Below are 16,981 nucleotides of genomic sequence, written 5' to 3' on the forward strand. Positions count from 1 at the left end.
GCTGAACGAGGAGACGATGGCAGACCGCGCCACTGACGAGGCGGCCGCAGTAGCCGTGCACGAAACTCTCGCGACCCGGGTGCTGCTCGGCCGAGGATCCAGCGAGCGCATCGCCGACGAAGCCGCGCGGCTCGGCGCACGCCGGGCGCTGCTGGTGGCGGCACCGTCCGCCGCGGATTCCGCGGACCGGGCGGCCGAAGCGCTCGGGCAGCGGCTCGCGGCGCGTTTCGATCGCCCGGCCCCGCACACGCCGGTGGCGGTGACCGCGGAAGTCATGCAGCTCATCGGAGCCGGCGGTGCGGACTGCGTGGTCGGGATCGGCGGCGGCTCGGCGATCGGCCTGGCCAAGGCCGTCTCGGCGCGGACCGGGGCGTCCCAGATCGCGGTGCCGACCACCTACTCGGGCTCGGAGGCCACGCCGGTGCTGGGCGAGACCGAGCAGGGCGTGAAGACGACTCGCCGCGATCCCGCGCTCGCCCCGGGCACGATCGTCTACGACCCCGATCTCACGCTCGCGATGCCGGTCGGCCTGACCCGCACCAGCGCCGTCAACGCGCTCGCGCACGCCGTCGAGGCGTTGTGGGCACCGGAAACCACCCCGGTCACCCGCGCGCTGGCCACCGAGGCCGCGAACGGAATCCTCGAAGCGCTGCCGGACGTGCTCGTCGCCCCGGAGGACCCGCAGGCCCGGGAACGCCTGCAATCGGCGGCTTGGCTGGCGGGCAGCTGCCTGGCGCAGGCCCGGATGGGGCTGCACCACCAGCTCGCGCACGCACTCGGCGGAACCTTCGACCTGCCGCACGCCGAGCTGCACACGATGTTGCTCCCGCACGTCATGGCGTTCAACCGGCGGTCCGCTCCGGCCGCGTTCGACCGGTTGGCCCGGTCTGCCGGTCCGGATCCGGTCGCGGCGGTCGCCGACCTGGCCCGCGGGTACGACGGGCCGAGGTCGCTGGCCGAGCTGGGCGTCGCGCGGGAGCAGCTGCGCGGGATCGCGGAACGGGTGGTGGCCGGTCCCTACCCGAACCCGCGGCCGCTGACCGTGGACGCGGTCGCCGAACTGCTCGACGAGCTGTGGCAGGGCAAGTTCCCCACCGGCGTCCGGTAAGGCGCGCCGGTCGTCTCGTGGCGCGATGTCGCGCGACCGCGCGATGTCGAGCCGCGATCAGGCTCGGCCGAGCACCTGCGCCACGACATCGGCCAGCACCGATCCCGCATCCGCGGGCAGCCCGGTCGTGCGGTAGCAGACGAAGTTGTCCGGTCGCACCAGAAGCGCGCCGGGCTCACCGAGCCCGTCGTCCTCCAGGATCCGTGCCCAGTCGCCGTACGGGTCCTCGTACCTGCATCCCGGTCCGATCACGGCTACTTCGATCCGCACGCCGAGCCGTTCCGCGACGGTTTCGGCCGCGTCCTGCCAAAGTTCCCCGCCGAGCCCGGTGAGCAGGGCGAACCGGCCGCTGCCGCCGATGTCCAGAGTGGACACTTCGCGGCCCGCCGCGGTGAGCCAGGCGTGCGGCAAGTGCGCCCCGGGCGCGGTGCAGGGCAGGTGGTGCAACTCGGTGTCCGAGGCGGAATCCAGCGGGTCGGCCCCGCCCTGCTCGTCGGGGACCACCGCGTTCGAGCGGTACCGCTGGTTGAGCTCCACGCCGTGCGCGTTGAACTCGTAGGTCTTGAAGGCGATCGCCTCGCGCAGCTCGCGGCGCCGCTTCTCGGCTTCCGGCGTGGTCGCCCGCAGGCTTTCGATCGCGGAGCGCACCTGGTCCGCGTCGGTCGCCGCGCCGGCCTGCAGCGCCTCGAAGATCCACGAGGTGTCCGCGATCGACTGGTTCGCGCGATCCACCACCTGCCTGCCGATCGGCGCGCGTTCGGCCGTGTAGCTCTCCAGCAGCGCCGGGCTCGCCGTGCCGCGCAGCACGTGCGCGAACTTCCAGGCCAGGTTGTAGGAGTCCTGGACCGAGGTGTTCGACCCGAGCCCGTTCGACGGCGGGTGCCGGTGCACCGCGTCGCCGCCGCAGAACACCCGGCCCGCCGAGTACACGTCGGCGGACTCGTGGTTCACCGTCCACGCCGAGCTCTGCACGATCTCGACGTCCAGCTCCGGGTCGCCGACGAGGTCGCGCACGATCTCGCGGGTGTAGGACTCGGACAACTCCGGCGCGCCCTGCTCGATGTCGTAGCCCCACATCGCCATCCACAAGTTCCACGGTCGCACCATGCGGATGGTGCCCATGCCGAGGCCGCCGACGGTGGAACCGGGCTGCAACATCCAGTACAGGACGCTCGGGCGGTGCGCGACGTACTGCGACAGGTCGGCGCGGAAGACGATGTTCATGCTCCCGGCGACGCCGGAGCGGCCGGTCATCGGCAGCTGCGAGTTCTTCGCGACCAGGCTGCGCCCGCCGTCCGCGCCGTAGAGGTAGCGGGCGCGGATGGTGTACTCGTCGCCGCGCAGCCGGTCCCGCACGCGGACCTCGACGCCGTCGGAATCCTGGGTGTGGCCGAGGTATTCGGTTTCCATCCGGACTTTGCTGCCGCCCGCGACGGCCGCGTCGACCAGCACCGGCTCCAGCAGGTACTGCGGCATGTCGCAGATCCGCGACGGGCTGGCCAGTTCGTGCGCGGCCTGCACGAGCGGTTCGTTGCCCCAGGAGCGCACCCGGCCGAGTTCCGCACCGGCCAGCGAGGTGCAGTAGGTCGTGGTGCCGATCAGGTGCTGCGGGGTGGCCTGGGCGCGGACCTGCTGCTCCACGCCGAGGTCGCGGAAGATCTCCATCGTGCGCTGGTTGGTGATGTGCGCGCGTGGTTCGGCCGCCAGGTTGCCGTAGCGGGTGATGACGATGTTGTCGATGCCGTACCGGCTCAACGCCAGCGCCATGGACGCGCCCGCCGGGCCGCTGCCGACCACCAGGACGTCCGTTTCGACCGTGGCCACGCCGACTCCTTCCGCCGCGGTGCCGGGACGGTCCCGGCGACGTGGCGGACATCTTGTCCAAAGATCAACTTCCGCGCTAGAGGTTCGCGGTGAGACTTCCGCGACGAATTTCCGGATTGCCGGAAGTGCCTCGGATGTGGTCGGCGTACGGCGGCGACGCCTCGCGCACCGCCCGAACCGGCATCCGGGCCTAGCTCGCGCGCGGCGGAGTGGAAGTGCGGCCCTGCGCGCGCTCGGCTCGCCTGCGTAACAGGCGGTTGACCAGCACCGGGTACTGGGCGAGCGCCTCCGGCTCGTCCAATAAGCGATTCAGCCGCTGGTAATAGCGAGCGGGCGACATCCCGAACTTCTCCTGGATGAGCCGCTCCTTGCTGCCGCGGTGCCGCCAGAACTCGCCCTCGAAGATCAGGATGGCGCGATCGGTGTCGTTCATCCCGGGCGCCCCCTCCGGTCGAGTCTGCGGCTTGTCGAGTCTGCGGCTTGTTCGATCGCCGGCCGAGGTCAAGTCTAACCGCAAGCGCACGAGTGTTCGATCAGCCGATCGGAGTCTGTGATCCGAACCACCCGAATCCGCCGGAACAGCCGTGCGGGCGGACGATGTTGAGCACGGCAGGAAACGCGCGCTCCGGGGCGCGGTGCGAATCCGAACCGGCGGATCGGCGAAACCGATCGTCCGAATAGGACGGACCCGGTGGAACTCCGGGACCGGCGGTGCGAGTGCGGCCGGGAGGCGGCGCACGGGCGCGGCGGCGGGTGCGTCCCGCAGCGCCCGCCGCGTTCCGCGCCGTGTGGAGGGAGCAGGTCGTGCGGGTCGTCGCGGAATGGTTGCTGGAGAACGGGATCACCGTGCTGGGCCAGCAGATCTCCTGGGCCGAGCTGGTCGGTCAGCTGTGCGCGCTCGCGGTCGTGTTCCTCGCGCAACGGCGCACGTTGGCGACGTGGCCGGTGCAGGTGGCCGCGACCGTGCTGCTGTTCGCCGTCTACGCGAGCGCGCACCTCGGTGGGCTGGCCATCCGGCAGGTCGTGATCCTGCTGATCTCCGTCTACGGCTGGTGGGCCTGGACGCGGCGCAGCGACCCGGTCTACGGCGTGGTGGTGCGCAAGGGCACCGCACGCGAGCGCTGGCTCCTGCTCGGCGCGCTGGCGCTGGCCACGACCGGTTTCGCGCTGCTGCTGAGCGCGCTGGACGCGTCGTGGGCGCCGTGGCCGGATGCCTGGATCTTCGTCGGCACCGCGGTCGCGTTCTGGGCGCAGGGCCGCGGGCTGGTCGAGTTCTGGCTGGTGTGGCTGGCGGTGGACGCCGTCGGCGTGCCGCTGCAGATGGCTTCCGGGCTGTGGTTCAGCGCGGCCATCTACGTGGTGTTCGCCGCGCTGGTGATCCACGGCTGGTGGAGCTGGAACCGCACCGCGAGGGTGCAGCGCGCGGCGCCTGCCCGTGCATGACCCAGCGAGGTTGATCGGAGTGAACGGCCTGCTCATCCAAACTGGTCGGACGAACAGGCCGGTCACTCACGGTCGCGCAATGGCCCGCGCCGACACGCCACGGACGAATCGAGCCGAGTGAACGGCGCCCATGCCGGGCGAAGGTCCGTTCACTCCGAAACGCCCGTGAGTGCTCGGGCGGGCTCGCGCCGAGCACCCGTGCGAACGGCCGTCAGGCGTCCCCGGACTCCGAAGTCTGCGGACCGGCCGCCTGCGCGTCGTGCAGCCGGTACTTCCGCACCGCCTCCGCGACCGCGGACTGCTCGACCTCGCCCCGCCGTGCCAGCGCGGACAGCGTGGCGACCACGGTGGACTCGGCGTCGACCAGGAACACCCGCCGCGCCGCTGGCCGGGTGTCGGAGAACCCGAACCCGTCCGCGCCCAGGCTCACCAGCTCGCCCGGCACCCACGAGCGGATCAGGTCCGGCACCGCCCGCATCCAGTCGCTGACCGCCACGATCGGGCCTTCGGCGTCCTGCAGCGCCCGCGTCACGTACGGCACCCGCTGCTCGCCCTCCGGGTTGAGCATGTTGTGCCGGTCGACGTCCTCGGCTTCCCGCCGCAGCTCCGACCACGAGGTCGCCGACCACACGTCGGCCCGCACGTCCCACTCGTCGGCCAGCAGCTGCTGCGCCCGCACCGCCTCGGGCAGCGCCACACCGGAGGCGAGGATCTGGGCGGGCTTCGACCCGCTCTCGCCCTGGCGGTACCGGTACAAGCCCTGCAGCAGGCCGTCCACGTCGACGCCCTCCGGCTCGGCGGGCTGCTGGTACGGGTCGTTGTAAACGGTGAGGTAGTAGAAGACGTTCTCCGCCTCCTCGCCGTACATCCGCCGCAGCCCGTCCTTGACGATGTGCGCGACCTCGAACGCGTACGCCGGGTCGTAGGCCACCACCGCCGGGTTCGTCGCGGCCAGCAGCATCGAATGCCCGTCGGCGTGCTGCAGGCCCTCACCGGTCAGCGTGGTGCGTCCCGCCGTGGCGCCGAGGATGAACCCGCGGGCCATCTGATCCCCGGCGGCCCACAGGTTGTCGCCGGTGCGCTGGAACCCGAACATCGAGTAGAAGATGTAGATCGGGATCATCGGCTCGCCGTGCGTGGCGTAGGACGTGCCCGCGGCGATGAACGAAGCGCTGGAGCCGGCCTCGTTGATGCCTTCGTGCAGGATCTGCCCCTGCTCGCTTTCCCGGTAGGCCAGCATCAGCCGGTAGTCCACCGGCGTGTAGGACTGCCCGAGCGGGTTGTAGATCTTCTGCGACGGGAACATCGAGTCCATGCCGAACGTCCGCGCCTCGTCCGGGATGATCGGCACGATCCGCGGACCCACCTCGGAGTCCTTGGCGAGGTCCTTGAGCAGCCGGACGAAGGCCATCGTGGTGGCGACCTCCTGCTTGCCGGAGCCGCGGCGGACCCCGTCGTAGACCTGGTCGCCCGGCAGCACCAGCGCCTTCGACTTCACCCGCCGCTCCGGCAGGTAACCGCCGAGCTTGCTGCGGCGTTCCCGCAGGTACTGGATCTCGGGGGCGTCCTCGCCCGGGTGGTAGTACGGCGGCAGGTAAGGATCGGCGTCGAGCTGCTCGTCGGAGATCGGGATGCGCAGGCTGTCCCGGAACAGCTTCAGGTCGTCCAGCGTCATCTTCTTCATCTGGTGCGTGGCGTTGCGGCCCTCGAAGTGCGCACCCAGGCCGTAGCCCTTGATGGTCTTGGCGAGGATGACCGTCGGCTGCCCGTGGTGCTCGGTCGCGGCCTTGTACGCCGCGTAGACCTTGCGGTAGTCGTGCCCGCCGCGGCGCAGCGCCCACACCTCGTCGTCGGTGAGGTCCTTGACCATGTCCTTGGTCCGCGGGTCGCGGCCGAAGAAGTGCTCGCGCACGAAAGCGCCGTCGTTGGCCTTGTAGGTCTGGTAATCGCCGTCCGGGGTGGTGTTCATCAGGTTCACCAGCGCGCCGTCCCGGTCGGCGTGCAGCAGCGGGTCCCACTCGCGGCCCCAGATCACCTTGATGACGTTCCAGCCCGCGCCGCGGAAGAACGACTCCAGCTCCTGGACGATCTTGCCGTTGCCGCGCACCGGCCCGTCCAGCTGCTGCAGGTTGCAGTTGACCACGAAGGTCAGGTTGTCCAGACCTTCGTTGGCCGCCACGTGCAGCAGCCCGCGGGACTCCGGCTCGTTCATCTCGCCGTCGCCGAGGAACGCCCACACCCGCTGCCTGCTGGTGTCCTTGATGCCGCGGTCGTGCAGGTAGCGGTTGAACCGGGCCTGGAAGATCGCGTTCATCGGGCCGAGGCCCATGGAAACGGTGGGGAACTCCCAGAAGTCCGGCATCAGCCGCGGATGCGGGTAGGACGGCAGCCCGCCGCCGGGACCGGCGTGCGAGTACTCCTGGCGGAACCCGTCCAGCCGGTCCTCGGTCAACCGGCCTTCCAGGTAGGCGCGCGCGTAGATGCCGGGGGAGGCGTGGCCCTGGATGTAGAGGTGGTCGCCGCCGCCCGGGTCGTTCTTGCCGCGGAAGAACCAGTTGAAGCCGACCTCGTAGAGGCTGGCCGAGGAGGCGAACGACGAGATGTGCCCGCCGACCCCGATACCGGGCCGCTGCGCGCGGTGCACCATGACCGCCGCGTTCCAGCGCATCCACGCCCGGTAGCGGCGTTCGGTCTCCTCGTCGCCGGGGAACCACGGTTCCTGCTCGGTGGCGATCGAGTTGATGTAGTCGGTGCTGGTCAGCGACGGCACACCGACACCGCCCTCACGGGCGCGCTGCAACAGCCGGAGCATCAGGTAGCGGGCGCGCTGCCGGCCGGAATCGCCGAGCATCGCGTCGAAGGAATCCAGCCACTCCTGCGTCTCCTCCGGATCGATGTCCGGCAGGTGCGAGGCGAGGCCGTCGCGGATGACCCGGACCCGTTGCGGGGTGCCGTCGTTGCGTTGCGCGGACAAAGGAAGCTCCTCGACTTGCGTGCGTTCGCGGGCCGTGTGGTGCCCGCCACCGCCATCGTCCCCCATATTCGTGGCCGGTGCGCACACCGTCACCGGGCGGACCCGGCACCGTGCTGGCCTGACCTGGACGGGTGCGCCTACAGTCGAGTTTTCACGCCACGCTCCGGCGTGTCGTGCGCCCAGCAGTTGCGCCGGAAGCGGTCGGCAGTGTTCGCTATCGGCCAGATCTGCCAAACCGGGTGCGGTGCTCGCATCGCACCGCCTGCATTGGAGGAGTGAGAACGCCGTGGTGGCCGCGGGAGACGCCGGCAAGAGCGAAGTCGACGTCGCCGAAAGGCTCGACATCGAGCCGGAGATGGTCGTTCAGGAGATCGGTTGGGACGAGGACGTCGATGACGCCATTCGTGCCTCCATCGAGGAACGTTGCGGGAGCGAACTGCTCGATGAGGACGCCGACGAGGTCGTCGACGTCGTGCTGCTGTGGTGGCGCGACGGTGACGGCGACCTGACGGACACGCTCCTCGACGTCATGACGCCCCTGGCCGACGAGGGGGTGATCTGGGTGCTCACGCCGAAGACCGGCCGGGAAGGCTACGTCGAGCCCAGCGACATCGCCGAGGCCGCGTCCACGTCGAACCTGGCCCAGACCTCCAACGCGAATCTGGGAGACGCCTGGATGGGCACCAGGCTCGGCTATCGAAAAGCCAAGTCCAAGCGCTGAGGACGGGCGCAACATCCGAACCGGGGCACCGGTGGCCGCTGTGCCACCGGTGCCCCGGTGCGTCCGGCCGGTGTAGGTTCGGCGGCGTACGTGCTCACGGCCGAACAGAAGGGTGCGCGCATGACGGTCGAGGTCGGCGCCGAGGCTCCGGACTTCACGCTGCCGGACTACAACAAGGAGCAGGTCTCGCTGTCCGGTTTCCGGGGCGGCAAGAACGTGCTGCTGGTGTTCTACCCGTTCGCCTTCAGCGGGGTGTGCCAGGGCGAACTGTGCCAGGTCCGGGACGATCTGGCCGAGTTCCAGAACGACCAGGTGCAGGTGATCGGCGTGTCCGTGGACACCCCGTTCGCGCTCAAGGCGTGGTCGGAGCAGCAGGGCTACACCTTCCCGCTGCTGTCGGACTTCTGGCCGCACGGCGAGGTGGCGAAGTCCTACGGCGTGTTCAACGAGCAGGCGGGCATGGCGCTGCGCGGCACGTTCCTGATCGACACGGCGGGCAAGGTCCGCTTCGCCGAGGTCAACCAGCCCGGCGAGGCCCGCGACCAGAACGTGTGGAAGAAGGCCCTGGCCGAACTGGCCGACTGACTCGGCGCGGTGGCCGACCGGTACGGTGATCCGGCCGAACGGCCGGACGCGGGCCGGCCACCGTTCGGGGCGCATAGCTCAGCGGAAGAGCACCTGCCTTACAAGCAGGGGGTCGCTGGTTCGAGCCCAGCTGCGCCCACATTCGCCGTGTGGTCGGCGAAACGAGCTTCCGGCCGGGTTTTCGCGAGATGTTCGAACGGGGCCTGATGCTCACGAACAACTTCCGGCGAACACGAACTCGTTCTGTCCGCCGAAACGCTGCATCGTTCCCTCGGCGCAGATGCCCTGTTGGATCTCTGTCCGAGAACTCCGAGGCGTAGTGCCCGTCCTCAACGGGCCGAACGTCCTGATCGCCACCGAGGTCGCGGTGGTCTCAACTCTGCGGCCGCGGGGACCTGGAAGCGATCAACGCGAGCGCGACGAGCACGACGCCGGCGACGAGCATCACCACCCGGAAGCCGTCGGTGTAGGCGGTTCGCGCTGCCGTCACGATCAGCTCCGCTGTCCCGCCGGTGGCGTCCTCGGCCACTCGCATGGCTTCGCCGATGGAATGCGAGGCCGACTCGGGAACCTGACCGCCCAGCGGCTGGGGGAAGCGCGCGGTGTACAGCCAGGCCATGAGGCTGCCCAGCACGGCGATACCTAGGCCGGCGCCGAGTTCGTACGACACGGATTCGACGGAGGCCGCGTTGCCGGCGCGGTCGGCGGGCGCACTGGTCATGATCGCGTCTGAGGCGGTGGTCATGACCGCTCCGTGGCCGGTGCCGATCAGGAGCAGGCAGGGGACGAGCCATTCGACTCGCGAGGAGCCGACGTAGAGTCCGAAGTAGCCGAGCGCCGCTGTGCCCAGGGCGACCGGCACGACCAGGCGCATCCCGAAGCGGGCGACGAGATAACCGCCGCTCGGTCCGGCGACGAAGGCCGCCAGCGGCATGGGCAGCAGGACCATGGCGGCACTCAGCGGTGTCAGCCCCACGGCGAACTGGAGTTCTTGGGCGAGCAGCAGTTCGAAACCGACCATGATCATGACCGGGACCACCGCGAGTAGGACCCCGAACCGGAACGTGGCTCCCTGGAACAGCCGGAGATCCAGCATGGGGTCGGCCATCCAGAGCTGTCGTCGGGTGAACACGGTGAGCACACCCACTCCGATCGTCGCGGGGACCACGATCGAGGCGAGGGACGAGCCCGCATGTCCGGCCGCCTGAATCGCGTAGACGACGCAGACGATCCCGGCCACGCCCAAGGCCGGTGACAATGCCTCCCACTTCGGTGGCTGAGGGGCGGGGTGATTGCCGAGCAACCGACCTACCCCCAGCAACGCGACGAGCGCGATCGGAATATTGATCAAAAAGACGCTGCCCCACCAGAAGTATTCGAGCAGGATCCCCCCGAGTGGCGGCCCCAGTGCGGCGCCCCCGGAAGCGACGGCGCTCCACACACCAATGGCAAAGGCGCGTTCACGGGCGTTCACGAACACTTGCCGGATGATCGACAGGGTGGCCGGGATGATGGCTGAGGCGCCGACCGCGAGCGCTCCACGCCCGGCGATGAGTGCCGCAGGGGTCGATGCGAACGCGCATCCGGCGGAGGCGGCCGCGAACACCACCAACCCCCAGAGCAGCAGCCGTTGATGCCCGATCCGGTCACCGAGTGGGCCGGTCACAAGAACCAGTCCCACCATCAATAATGGGTAGATGTTCGCGATCCAGAGGATGTCCTGGGCGCTCGTTCCCAAGGCGTTGTTCAGCGACGGAATCGCCAGGTTGAGTATCGTCGCATCAGCGGCCACCGGAAAGTAGCATCCGGCGACGACACCGAGGATCAGCCAACGGCGCGTGTGTTCTGTCATTTCCTACCGTGAATCGTATTCAGCGTTGATCGTAGCGACGGCGGCGCGAACCTGCTCTACCACGGCTTCGAACCTGCTCAGCGTCGAAGCGAAAATCAAGCAGCTGAGCCTGCCGGTGCGCAACCCTGTGAGCTCACAGGGCACGACACCTTCGTCGCCTGCGCCGGGAGGAGCCGCGAGGGAACCGAGTCCGCTCAGGACGGAGCTCAGCGGGACGTCGTGCGGCAGCCCGTAGAAGTCGTAGTTTCCGACCGTCACGCGGTCGCGGTAATCGTCGCCGAAAAAGCCGACGCCGAAGTCGTGGACATGTGTGGATCCCGTGCGTCGTGCGTTGAGGTCCAGGAGGAAGACCGTGCCGTCCGGACGGGCGACCGCGTCGATTCCGAAGTGTCCCCGGTAGCCGCGCTGTTGCAGTTCACGGGCGATGATCTCGCTACCTGCGATCAAGTTCGAGTGCCACGGGTGCTCGCCGAGCGACGCGGTCGTCACATTCCCGCGCAGCTGGGTGGCTCCCTCGAACAGCATAAGGCAAATGTGTGTGAGTTGTGGCGGTACCGCGGGGTCGCCGGAGATGACATATTCGACCGACGGAAACACCACCCCGGCGCCCTCGATGTACTCCTCCACCACGATGGGGTCGTCACCATAAAACGCGCACTGCTCCAACTCGCGACGCACCGTCGTCGTACTGTCACCTGGCCGGAAGATGAGCAGGCCGACACTGGCCTCACCTCGGTCCGCCTTGACGATGCAGGATGCTTCGGATCGTTGAAACCCTTCCACGGCTTCAGCCGCCTCTTGCCGGGTAGTGCACGCCGCACCGCGTGCCACCCGGCACGCGGTGTCCTGCAGGCCGCACTCCTCGGCGAGAGCGCGCAAGCCGATTTTGGTGTCCAGGTAGTCGCGTAATGCCTGGTTCACGGTGCTTTCGGGAAGCTCGATGCGCAGACCGTGCTGTGTTTCCAGCATGTCTACCAGCTTCCACAACTCGGGCGTCGTGGTGTGCGGTATCAGCCGGAGCCGGCCTCCGGAACCTGCATGTGAAACGAGGTCCCGCACAATGCACTGGTCCTCGGCAACGTCGGTGAACAGTGCAGTGGAGGCGTGACGTGGGCTCGTGTTCGAGATGCCCTCCAACCCGAGGAAGTCCGTTTGCCAGGCGAGTTCGGCTATGGGCTCAGCCGTCACGATGAGCTTCCTGCCCGGTTCCCAGAACAAAGCCTGGTCTTGCTGGTAGCACGATTCGGAAAGGATGAGGTTCGCTTCCTCCGCGCTGTGGGCGCGATCGGCGATGCCGCGCAACGTGTCGACGGCATTGCAGAGACATACAGTGGGGACTTGCTCGGAAAAGGTCATGAACGCGTCTCCTGCGATGGTCGATCCCGTGTCCGCGCCGTGGGTCGCTGTCAACGCTGCCGTGGTTTCCGGTGCGGAGATCGCACCAGCTCGCAGATGTTGTCGACGACGTGCCAGAAGAGCGCTTCGCCGATCTCCGCGGACGCTCCGGCGGTGGACGATAGGGCACCGTTGTGCGAAATCCGGTCGACATCAACCGGATGCGCGTACACACCGGCCGGGGGCGGTGCGTCGTGCTCCGGCCGGTCCTCTCGAACCGCCTGCGGGCGCAGGAACATCATCAGGCTGGTTTCGGTGAGGCCTGCATGTTCGGCATGCCAACCGGGAAAATCTGGAAGGTGCTCGGCGGTCCAGGATCCCTGCACCGCGCTCCACCAGCTCAACGCCAGCACTGCGGTCGTGTCGAGCTTCCCGCTCGACCGACACATGTCGAGCGCTTCGAACAGGAACACTTCGTTCTCGTAGTGACCGTTGAGGACGACGACTCGTCGAGGCCTCAGTTCGGCCAGCGAGGTCAGCGCGTTGGTGATGTAGTGCACGAACGACGTCCCGTGGACGAACACCGTGCCGGGGAAAGCCAGCCCACCACCGCTTTGCGGCAGGGACCGAACCGAAATCGGCTGCGACGGCAGTGTGTAACCGTCCAACTCGGCAGCGACCTGTCGCGCCAAGGCATCCGCGATGTCGAAATCGACCGAGAGTGGAAGATGAGGACCGTGCTGTTCGATCCCGCCGATCGCCCACACCAGAGTCGCCTCTGTTGCCGTGCTCGTCGCTTCCGCGCTGGTGACATCCGTAAAGCTCCGCGGCGTACTACTTCGCGTGCGCATGGTTCTCCCTGTCGAGACTTCGTCCGAACAGTTCGGCGGGCGTGGTGCCACGGTTGTCCAACCACGAGGTCAATCCCTCGTGTAAGTCGACCAACGTGTCGTACATGTTCCTGTGCAATGCCGTGTACACCTGAACGACATTGGCCCCCACGCTGAGGTAGTCGACGATGTCATCACAGGTTTGCACGCCACCTGACCCCAGAATCGGCGAGTCAAATCCGGCGTTGCGCAACGCGAAGATTTCGGCAAGGACCATCGGCTTGAGGCTGGGGCCCGAGTAACCGTAGGCATCACCGAGGTGCACTTGCCCGCTGTCGGTCTCGACCGCGAGGCCAGGAATCGTGTCGCTCAACGTGATCGCGTCGGCTCCTGCGAAGATCGCCGCCTCGGCGCGTCCTCGAGTATCGCCACCGATCGCCAATTTGGCGCTGATCTTCACCGACACGCGTGCGCGCACTTGTGCCGTGTACTGGTACACGCGGTCAGGAGTGTCCTCGAACGTCTCGTCCTCGTTCATGCACGCGATTCCCAGCTCAAGGGCCTGAGCTCCGGCATTGACGACCTGCTCTGCCAGTGCACCGAGTTCTCCAGGGCTTCGAGCGTGGATCGAGACGATGACGGGTAGGGCTTGCTCGGCGAAGCGGTTGATGATCCCGCACCACTCGTCGACCGCGCGCCGCGAGTATGTCGTGCTGTTCAGCATCCCGGTGGGAATGCGCAGCAACCGCTCGTTGGCCAGGACGCCCGGGGCCGGGTGGATGGTCTTGGTCACCACCGCTCCCGCGCCCTTGGCGAGCAGTCGACGGATATTGCGTTCCTGATCGGTCAGCAGACCCGAACCAACGACCAATGGCGAGGACAGGGTAAGCCCCAGGACTTCGACCGCAGATCGATTAGCGGGCTCACTCATCGGAGCGCCGCTCCCGCTGCGTCCCCGGTCACCGCCGGTGCGATCACCTGCGGCCGCACGGTAACCGAGCCCACCACGTCCAACAGTGACTCCGGCCGCTCGACCACTGCTGCGAGATCCAGCATCGTCACGTTGCCCACTCTGGGCAGCCCGCGCAGCAAGTGGCTGGCCGTCGGATTGATCGGCAGCGGCGTGACTAGAACAATCGGCTTCCGCAACGCCGATGCCCAACCGAGCTCGACGTGCGTTCCGTCAGTGCGCAGCAGTTCTTCCTCTTGCCCGGTGGGGAGGACTGGAATGAAGACATCGCACTGTCCCATCCAGCCGAAATCACGCATTGACACCTGTTCCGGTGTGAACAGGGAAGTATCGTCGCCGAATTTCTCCGCCAAGTGCGCCGAGAAAACGGTTCCATTCGAATCCTGCACGGCGTCGATGACACGTGAAATGGTTTCACGAAGTGATGCGTGGAAGCCGTCGCCCTGAATGGCGTGCTGGATGGGTCCTCCGACGAAAACGTTGACCCCGGAAAGGTCGACGCCGTTGTGCGCAATTTGTGTATTCATGTTCTTTCCAGGGGCCTCTTCGTTTCGTTGAGTAGGTACTCGTGGGTTGCGCGGACGAGCTGTGCCGGTATGTCTTAATAGCTTGAATCAGGGCGGCTCAGGTCGTGCTTTTCCGGCCCCTTGAGGGGCGGATTAAATACACTGGCCAGCACTAGATCCTTGTTGTCGCCGCCGCGCAGGTAATGCTCATCGTGATCGTTCAGGACGTATAAGACGCCAGGAGAAAGTGGATATCGGTTTCCGTTGAGGTCCTCGACCTCGCCTTCGCCGGCGATGCAGTAGCAGGCTTCCAGGTGATTCCGGTAGCGAATTTTTGAACTGGTGTTGGCTTTGACCACCGTGTGGCAAACCGTGTATCCCATGCCGTCGGACTCAAGTAGCAGGCGGTAGCTCTTACCGTTTCCCCAGTCCACATCCCGCTCGGTATCGATGATTTCCTCAATGCTCCGTACGTACATGCACGTCCTCTGGTTTCGCGCGTATCAAACCGATTTCACCTCGGGTTCCGATACGAAACTGATTAGCGACAGGGGTGATTGAAATTTGAATTGAGCCTACTTGGGGGCGGGGTCCGATGCAACGACTTCGGATCACGCTACTCTAGTGGGTGCAATTCACCGAGAGGTGTATTACACGCGAATGGGGGCACGTTGTTCGGGAAACGAGGAAATTGACTCATCTGGCTGCCGTCCGGCCGATCGACGAGTGCGTTGCGCCATATGAACGACATTTAGCCGATGCGCTGAATTCGGGTGCTCCCGAAAAGGCTTGTGGATCACGCGCTGTGCCCAGCGCTACCCTTTTTGTGCAACCAGGCGTGTCAATTTCTCGTCTGGTGCCTCAACCGCCATGGATCTTGACTGTCGTCGGGCTCAAATGCCTGCGTCGAACTTTCACGCGGCCGAGTGATCTTTCTGCGGAGAACGCGGGCACCACCGGTCGGCGACCCCGGTTCGCATCAGCAGCAGGCCGTGGCAGCCGTGGAACCCGGCGACCGATTGCCCGGGTAGCCGGGTGCGACCAGCTGTGCCAGTCCGACGACGTTGTGTTCCCGGCGTTCCTCCCGAGTGATGCTCGTCAGCGGCGGACCATCCGGCTCGACTTTCCGGCGCTTGCGGCATCGGGTTCGGCAGCCGTCCGATAGCCCCGCGTCCCGCGCCCAGCTCGCCACGCTCATGCACGTGGTGCAGCTCAGCGTTCCCCCTGTTCACCGACGAGCGCTGCAGCCAAGGTCGTGCTGAGGGGCGCCCAGGTTTCTGGCCTGGTTGGTCAAGAACCCGTATCATCGCGGCGTGCCACGCCCCCGGGAATTCGACGAGGACTGCGTCGTCGCTGCGATCCGCCAGGTGTTCTGGGACAAGGGCTACGCCGCGACGTCGGTGGACGATCTGATGCGCGCCAGCGGACTCGGCAAGGGCAGCCTGTACGGAGCTTTCGGCGACAAGCACAACTTGTTCCTGCGGGTGCTGCGCGAATACAACGACGCGAACGACCGAATGCTGCACGAGCGGCTGGCGTCCGTGCCGCGGGGCATCGACCTGGTGCGCGAGTTCGTGCGAGGTCCGAGCTGTGACTCGGAATCCGCCCGGCGCGGGTGCCTGTTGGCCAACACCACAGCCGAGCTGGCGGCGAGCATGCCGGATGTTGCGGCCGAGGCCCGGCGCAGCTACGACGCGACCGCCAAGGTCCTGACGGAGGCGGTCGAGCGAGCCCAGCGCGAAGGCGACGTGGATCCCGATGCGGATCCCGGCCAGATCGCCCATGCGGTTCTTGCCGCCCAGCTCGGAGTGGTCGCGCTCGGGCGGACAGGCATGGGAGTCGACGCGCTCTCCGCTGTGGCCGAGTCCGCCCTGGGGCGACTGCTGTAGTGCACCGAGTAGCCACCTCACGGCGCCAAGTCGCCCGCAGGGCGGGTGGCGGGCATCAGATCTGCGCGACGCCGCCATCGACGGCGAGCTCGGAGCCGTTGACGTAGCTCGAGGCGTCCGAGGCCAGGAAGGTGGCGGCCGCGGCGATCTCCTCGGGTGCGCCGAGCCGCCCCAGCGGGGTCATTTCCTTGGTCTGTTCCCGAGCTTCCGCGGGGAGGAGATCGAGCAGGCCCGGAGTGGGGACCGTGCCCGGCGAGAGCACGTTGACCCGGAAGCCGTACCGGCGCGAGCTGTGCGCCCAGCCGCGGGCCAGGTTGCGCACCGCAGCCTTCGTCGCGGCGTAGATCTCGAGACCGTGCGGCGGGCGTGTCGCGGCGCTCGATCCGGTCAAGATGATGGATGCCCCTGGGCGGAGCAGCGGCAATGCCTTTTGGACGGTGAAGATCGTTCCCTTCACGTTGGTGGCGAACTGGGCGTCGACCTGATCCTCGGTGACCTCGCCGAATGCGGTCTCGATGCCGATACCGGCGTTGGCGACCACGACGTCGAGGTGCCCGGCCTGCTCGCGGACGGTTTCGTAGAGCGCGTCGAGATCGGCGGGCACGGCGGAGTCGCAGACGACGGCGGTCACGTTCGCGCCGAGCTCGGCGATCGCCTTGTCGAGCGTTTCCTTGCGGCGGCCGGTGATGAACACCTTCGCGCCCTCGTCGCGGAACGCCCGTGCGATCTCGAGCCCGATGCCGCTGCTGCCGCCGGTGATCACCGCGGTCTTGCCGGTCAGGACGGCCACGCCGCCCACCTCCCTCAGTTATGGACCATTGCGTCCATAACTCTGCCCGATCTGGACTGAGCGGTCAATAAAGGTGGCGCGCGCCACCATGCACCGGGCGGCGGGCTCTGGGCGGATCGATATTGACCGGAGCGGTTCCGGGAGTAGCATCCGG

Annotated in this window: 15 protein-coding genes and 1 tRNA gene; 6 read left to right on the top strand and 10 right to left on the bottom strand. The window is 67.5% G+C overall.

The window, feature by feature from the left end; all coding sequences use genetic code 11:
* Nucleotides 1-16: 16 nt before the first annotated feature.
* Nucleotides 17-1,108: a maleylacetate reductase gene (locus V1457_RS14680; RefSeq protein WP_295148418.1), complete on the top strand. Its 1,092-nt coding sequence runs from the start codon at nucleotides 17-19 to the stop codon at nucleotides 1,106-1,108.
* A gap of 57 nt (nucleotides 1,109-1,165) precedes the next feature.
* Here the strand turns inward: V1457_RS14680 and V1457_RS14685 are convergent, their stop codons facing one another.
* Nucleotides 1,166-2,932 carry an FAD-dependent monooxygenase gene (locus V1457_RS14685; RefSeq protein WP_338604502.1) on the bottom strand — a complete coding sequence of 589 codons (1,767 nt, stop codon included), beginning with the start codon at nucleotides 2,930-2,932 and terminating at the stop codon, nucleotides 1,166-1,168.
* Nucleotides 2,933-3,122: 190 nt separating this feature from the next.
* Nucleotides 3,123-3,365, bottom strand: a complete 243-nt coding sequence (locus V1457_RS14690) for a DUF3263 domain-containing protein (RefSeq protein ID WP_200071035.1) — start codon at nucleotides 3,363-3,365, stop codon at nucleotides 3,123-3,125.
* Nucleotides 3,366-3,736: 371 nt separating this feature from the next.
* Here V1457_RS14690 and V1457_RS14695 point away from each other — a divergent pair, with 371 nt between their 5' ends.
* On the top strand, nucleotides 3,737-4,375 hold the full coding sequence (locus V1457_RS14695; RefSeq protein WP_338604505.1) for a nicotinamide mononucleotide transporter family protein: 639 nt from the start codon (nucleotides 3,737-3,739) through the stop codon (nucleotides 4,373-4,375).
* A gap of 211 nt (nucleotides 4,376-4,586) precedes the next feature.
* Here V1457_RS14695 and aceE read toward each other — a convergent pair whose 3' ends face one another.
* Nucleotides 4,587-7,415 carry a pyruvate dehydrogenase (acetyl-transferring), homodimeric type gene (gene aceE, locus V1457_RS14700; protein ID WP_407074766.1) on the bottom strand — a complete coding sequence of 943 codons (2,829 nt, stop codon included), beginning with the start codon at nucleotides 7,413-7,415 and terminating at the stop codon, nucleotides 4,587-4,589.
* A 220-nt stretch (nucleotides 7,416-7,635) separates the two neighbouring features.
* Between aceE and V1457_RS14705 the strand changes: the two genes are divergently transcribed.
* From V1457_RS14705 to V1457_RS14715, 3 genes are all read left to right on the top strand, one after another.
* Complete coding sequence (locus V1457_RS14705) at nucleotides 7,636-8,070, top strand: DUF3052 domain-containing protein (protein ID WP_200071038.1); 435 nt, start codon at nucleotides 7,636-7,638, stop codon at nucleotides 8,068-8,070.
* 120 nt (nucleotides 8,071-8,190) lie between these two features.
* Nucleotides 8,191-8,655 carry a peroxiredoxin gene (locus V1457_RS14710; RefSeq protein ID WP_200071039.1) on the top strand — a complete coding sequence of 155 codons (465 nt, stop codon included), beginning with the start codon at nucleotides 8,191-8,193 and terminating at the stop codon, nucleotides 8,653-8,655.
* A gap of 67 nt (nucleotides 8,656-8,722) precedes the next feature.
* Nucleotides 8,723-8,794 (top strand) — tRNA-Val (locus V1457_RS14715).
* A 234-nt stretch (nucleotides 8,795-9,028) separates the two neighbouring features.
* Here the strand turns inward: V1457_RS14715 and V1457_RS14720 are convergent.
* The 6 genes from V1457_RS14720 to V1457_RS14745 form a co-directional block, all read right to left on the bottom strand.
* Nucleotides 9,029-10,507, bottom strand: a complete 1,479-nt coding sequence (locus V1457_RS14720; RefSeq protein WP_295150901.1) for an MFS transporter — start codon at nucleotides 10,505-10,507, stop codon at nucleotides 9,029-9,031.
* 3 nt (nucleotides 10,508-10,510) lie between these two features.
* Nucleotides 10,511-11,863: an ATP-grasp domain-containing protein gene (locus tag V1457_RS14725; protein ID WP_295150899.1), complete on the bottom strand. Its 1,353-nt coding sequence runs from the start codon at nucleotides 11,861-11,863 to the stop codon at nucleotides 10,511-10,513.
* Between the two features lie 50 nt (nucleotides 11,864-11,913).
* The gene (locus V1457_RS14730; protein WP_295150897.1) at nucleotides 11,914-12,693 is read right to left on the bottom strand and encodes a creatininase family protein; all 780 of its coding nucleotides are present in this window, start codon (nucleotides 12,691-12,693) and stop codon (nucleotides 11,914-11,916) included.
* Nucleotides 12,677-13,603 carry a hypothetical protein gene (locus V1457_RS14735; protein ID WP_338604514.1) on the bottom strand — a complete coding sequence of 309 codons (927 nt, stop codon included), beginning with the start codon at nucleotides 13,601-13,603 and terminating at the stop codon, nucleotides 12,677-12,679. Before V1457_RS14735 ends, V1457_RS14730 begins: the two co-directional genes overlap by 17 nt.
* Entirely contained in the window at nucleotides 13,600-14,169 is a 570-nt protein-coding gene (locus V1457_RS14740) for a nucleoside 2-deoxyribosyltransferase (protein ID WP_338604517.1), read from the bottom strand. Before V1457_RS14740 ends, V1457_RS14735 begins: the two co-directional genes overlap by 4 nt.
* Before the next feature lie 74 nt (nucleotides 14,170-14,243).
* Nucleotides 14,244-14,627 carry an ectoine synthase gene (locus V1457_RS14745; protein ID WP_338604520.1) on the bottom strand — a complete coding sequence of 128 codons (384 nt, stop codon included), beginning with the start codon at nucleotides 14,625-14,627 and terminating at the stop codon, nucleotides 14,244-14,246.
* Nucleotides 14,628-15,461: 834 nt separating this feature from the next.
* On the opposite strand from V1457_RS14745, the gene V1457_RS14750 reads away from it, so the two are divergent.
* Nucleotides 15,462-16,037: a TetR/AcrR family transcriptional regulator gene (locus V1457_RS14750; RefSeq protein WP_200071040.1), complete on the top strand. Its 576-nt coding sequence runs from the start codon at nucleotides 15,462-15,464 to the stop codon at nucleotides 16,035-16,037.
* A gap of 55 nt (nucleotides 16,038-16,092) precedes the next feature.
* On the opposite strand, the gene V1457_RS14755 is transcribed toward V1457_RS14750, so the two are convergent.
* A complete protein-coding gene (locus tag V1457_RS14755; RefSeq protein WP_295150888.1) occupies nucleotides 16,093-16,827 on the bottom strand; it encodes an SDR family NAD(P)-dependent oxidoreductase in 735 nt (244 codons plus the stop codon).
* Between the last annotated feature and the right edge of the window lie 154 nt (nucleotides 16,828-16,981).

Source organism: Saccharopolyspora sp. SCSIO 74807 (assembly GCF_037023755.1).
Taxonomy (GTDB): domain Bacteria; phylum Actinomycetota; class Actinomycetes; order Mycobacteriales; family Pseudonocardiaceae; genus Saccharopolyspora_C; species Saccharopolyspora_C galaxeae.

What these genes read in the sequence shown, in the direction of transcription:
- V1457_RS14680 (WP_295148418.1), top strand. Translation starts at nt 17, where the DNA reads ATGGCAGACCGCGCCACTGACGAGGCGGCCGCAGTAGCCGTGCACGAA.
- V1457_RS14690 (WP_200071035.1), bottom strand. Translation starts at nt 3,365, where the DNA reads ATGAACGACACCGATCGCGCCATCCTGATCTTCGAGGGCGAGTTCTGG.
- aceE (WP_407074766.1), bottom strand. Translation starts at nt 7,415, where the DNA reads ATGGGGGACGATGGCGGTGGCGGGCACCACACGGCCCGCGAACGCACG.
- V1457_RS14710 (WP_200071039.1), top strand. Translation starts at nt 8,191, where the DNA reads ATGACGGTCGAGGTCGGCGCCGAGGCTCCGGACTTCACGCTGCCGGAC.
- V1457_RS14720 (WP_295150901.1), bottom strand. Translation starts at nt 10,507, where the DNA reads ATGACAGAACACACGCGCCGTTGGCTGATCCTCGGTGTCGTCGCCGGA.
- V1457_RS14725 (WP_295150899.1), bottom strand. Translation starts at nt 11,863, where the DNA reads ATGACCTTTTCCGAGCAAGTCCCCACTGTATGTCTCTGCAATGCCGTC.
- V1457_RS14730 (WP_295150897.1), bottom strand. Translation starts at nt 12,693, where the DNA reads ATGCGCACGCGAAGTAGTACGCCGCGGAGCTTTACGGATGTCACCAGC.
- V1457_RS14735 (WP_338604514.1), bottom strand. Translation starts at nt 13,603, where the DNA reads ATGAGTGAGCCCGCTAATCGATCTGCGGTCGAAGTCCTGGGGCTTACC.
- V1457_RS14740 (WP_338604517.1), bottom strand. Translation starts at nt 14,169, where the DNA reads ATGAATACACAAATTGCGCACAACGGCGTCGACCTTTCCGGGGTCAAC.
- V1457_RS14745 (WP_338604520.1), bottom strand. Translation starts at nt 14,627, where the DNA reads ATGTACGTACGGAGCATTGAGGAAATCATCGATACCGAGCGGGATGTG.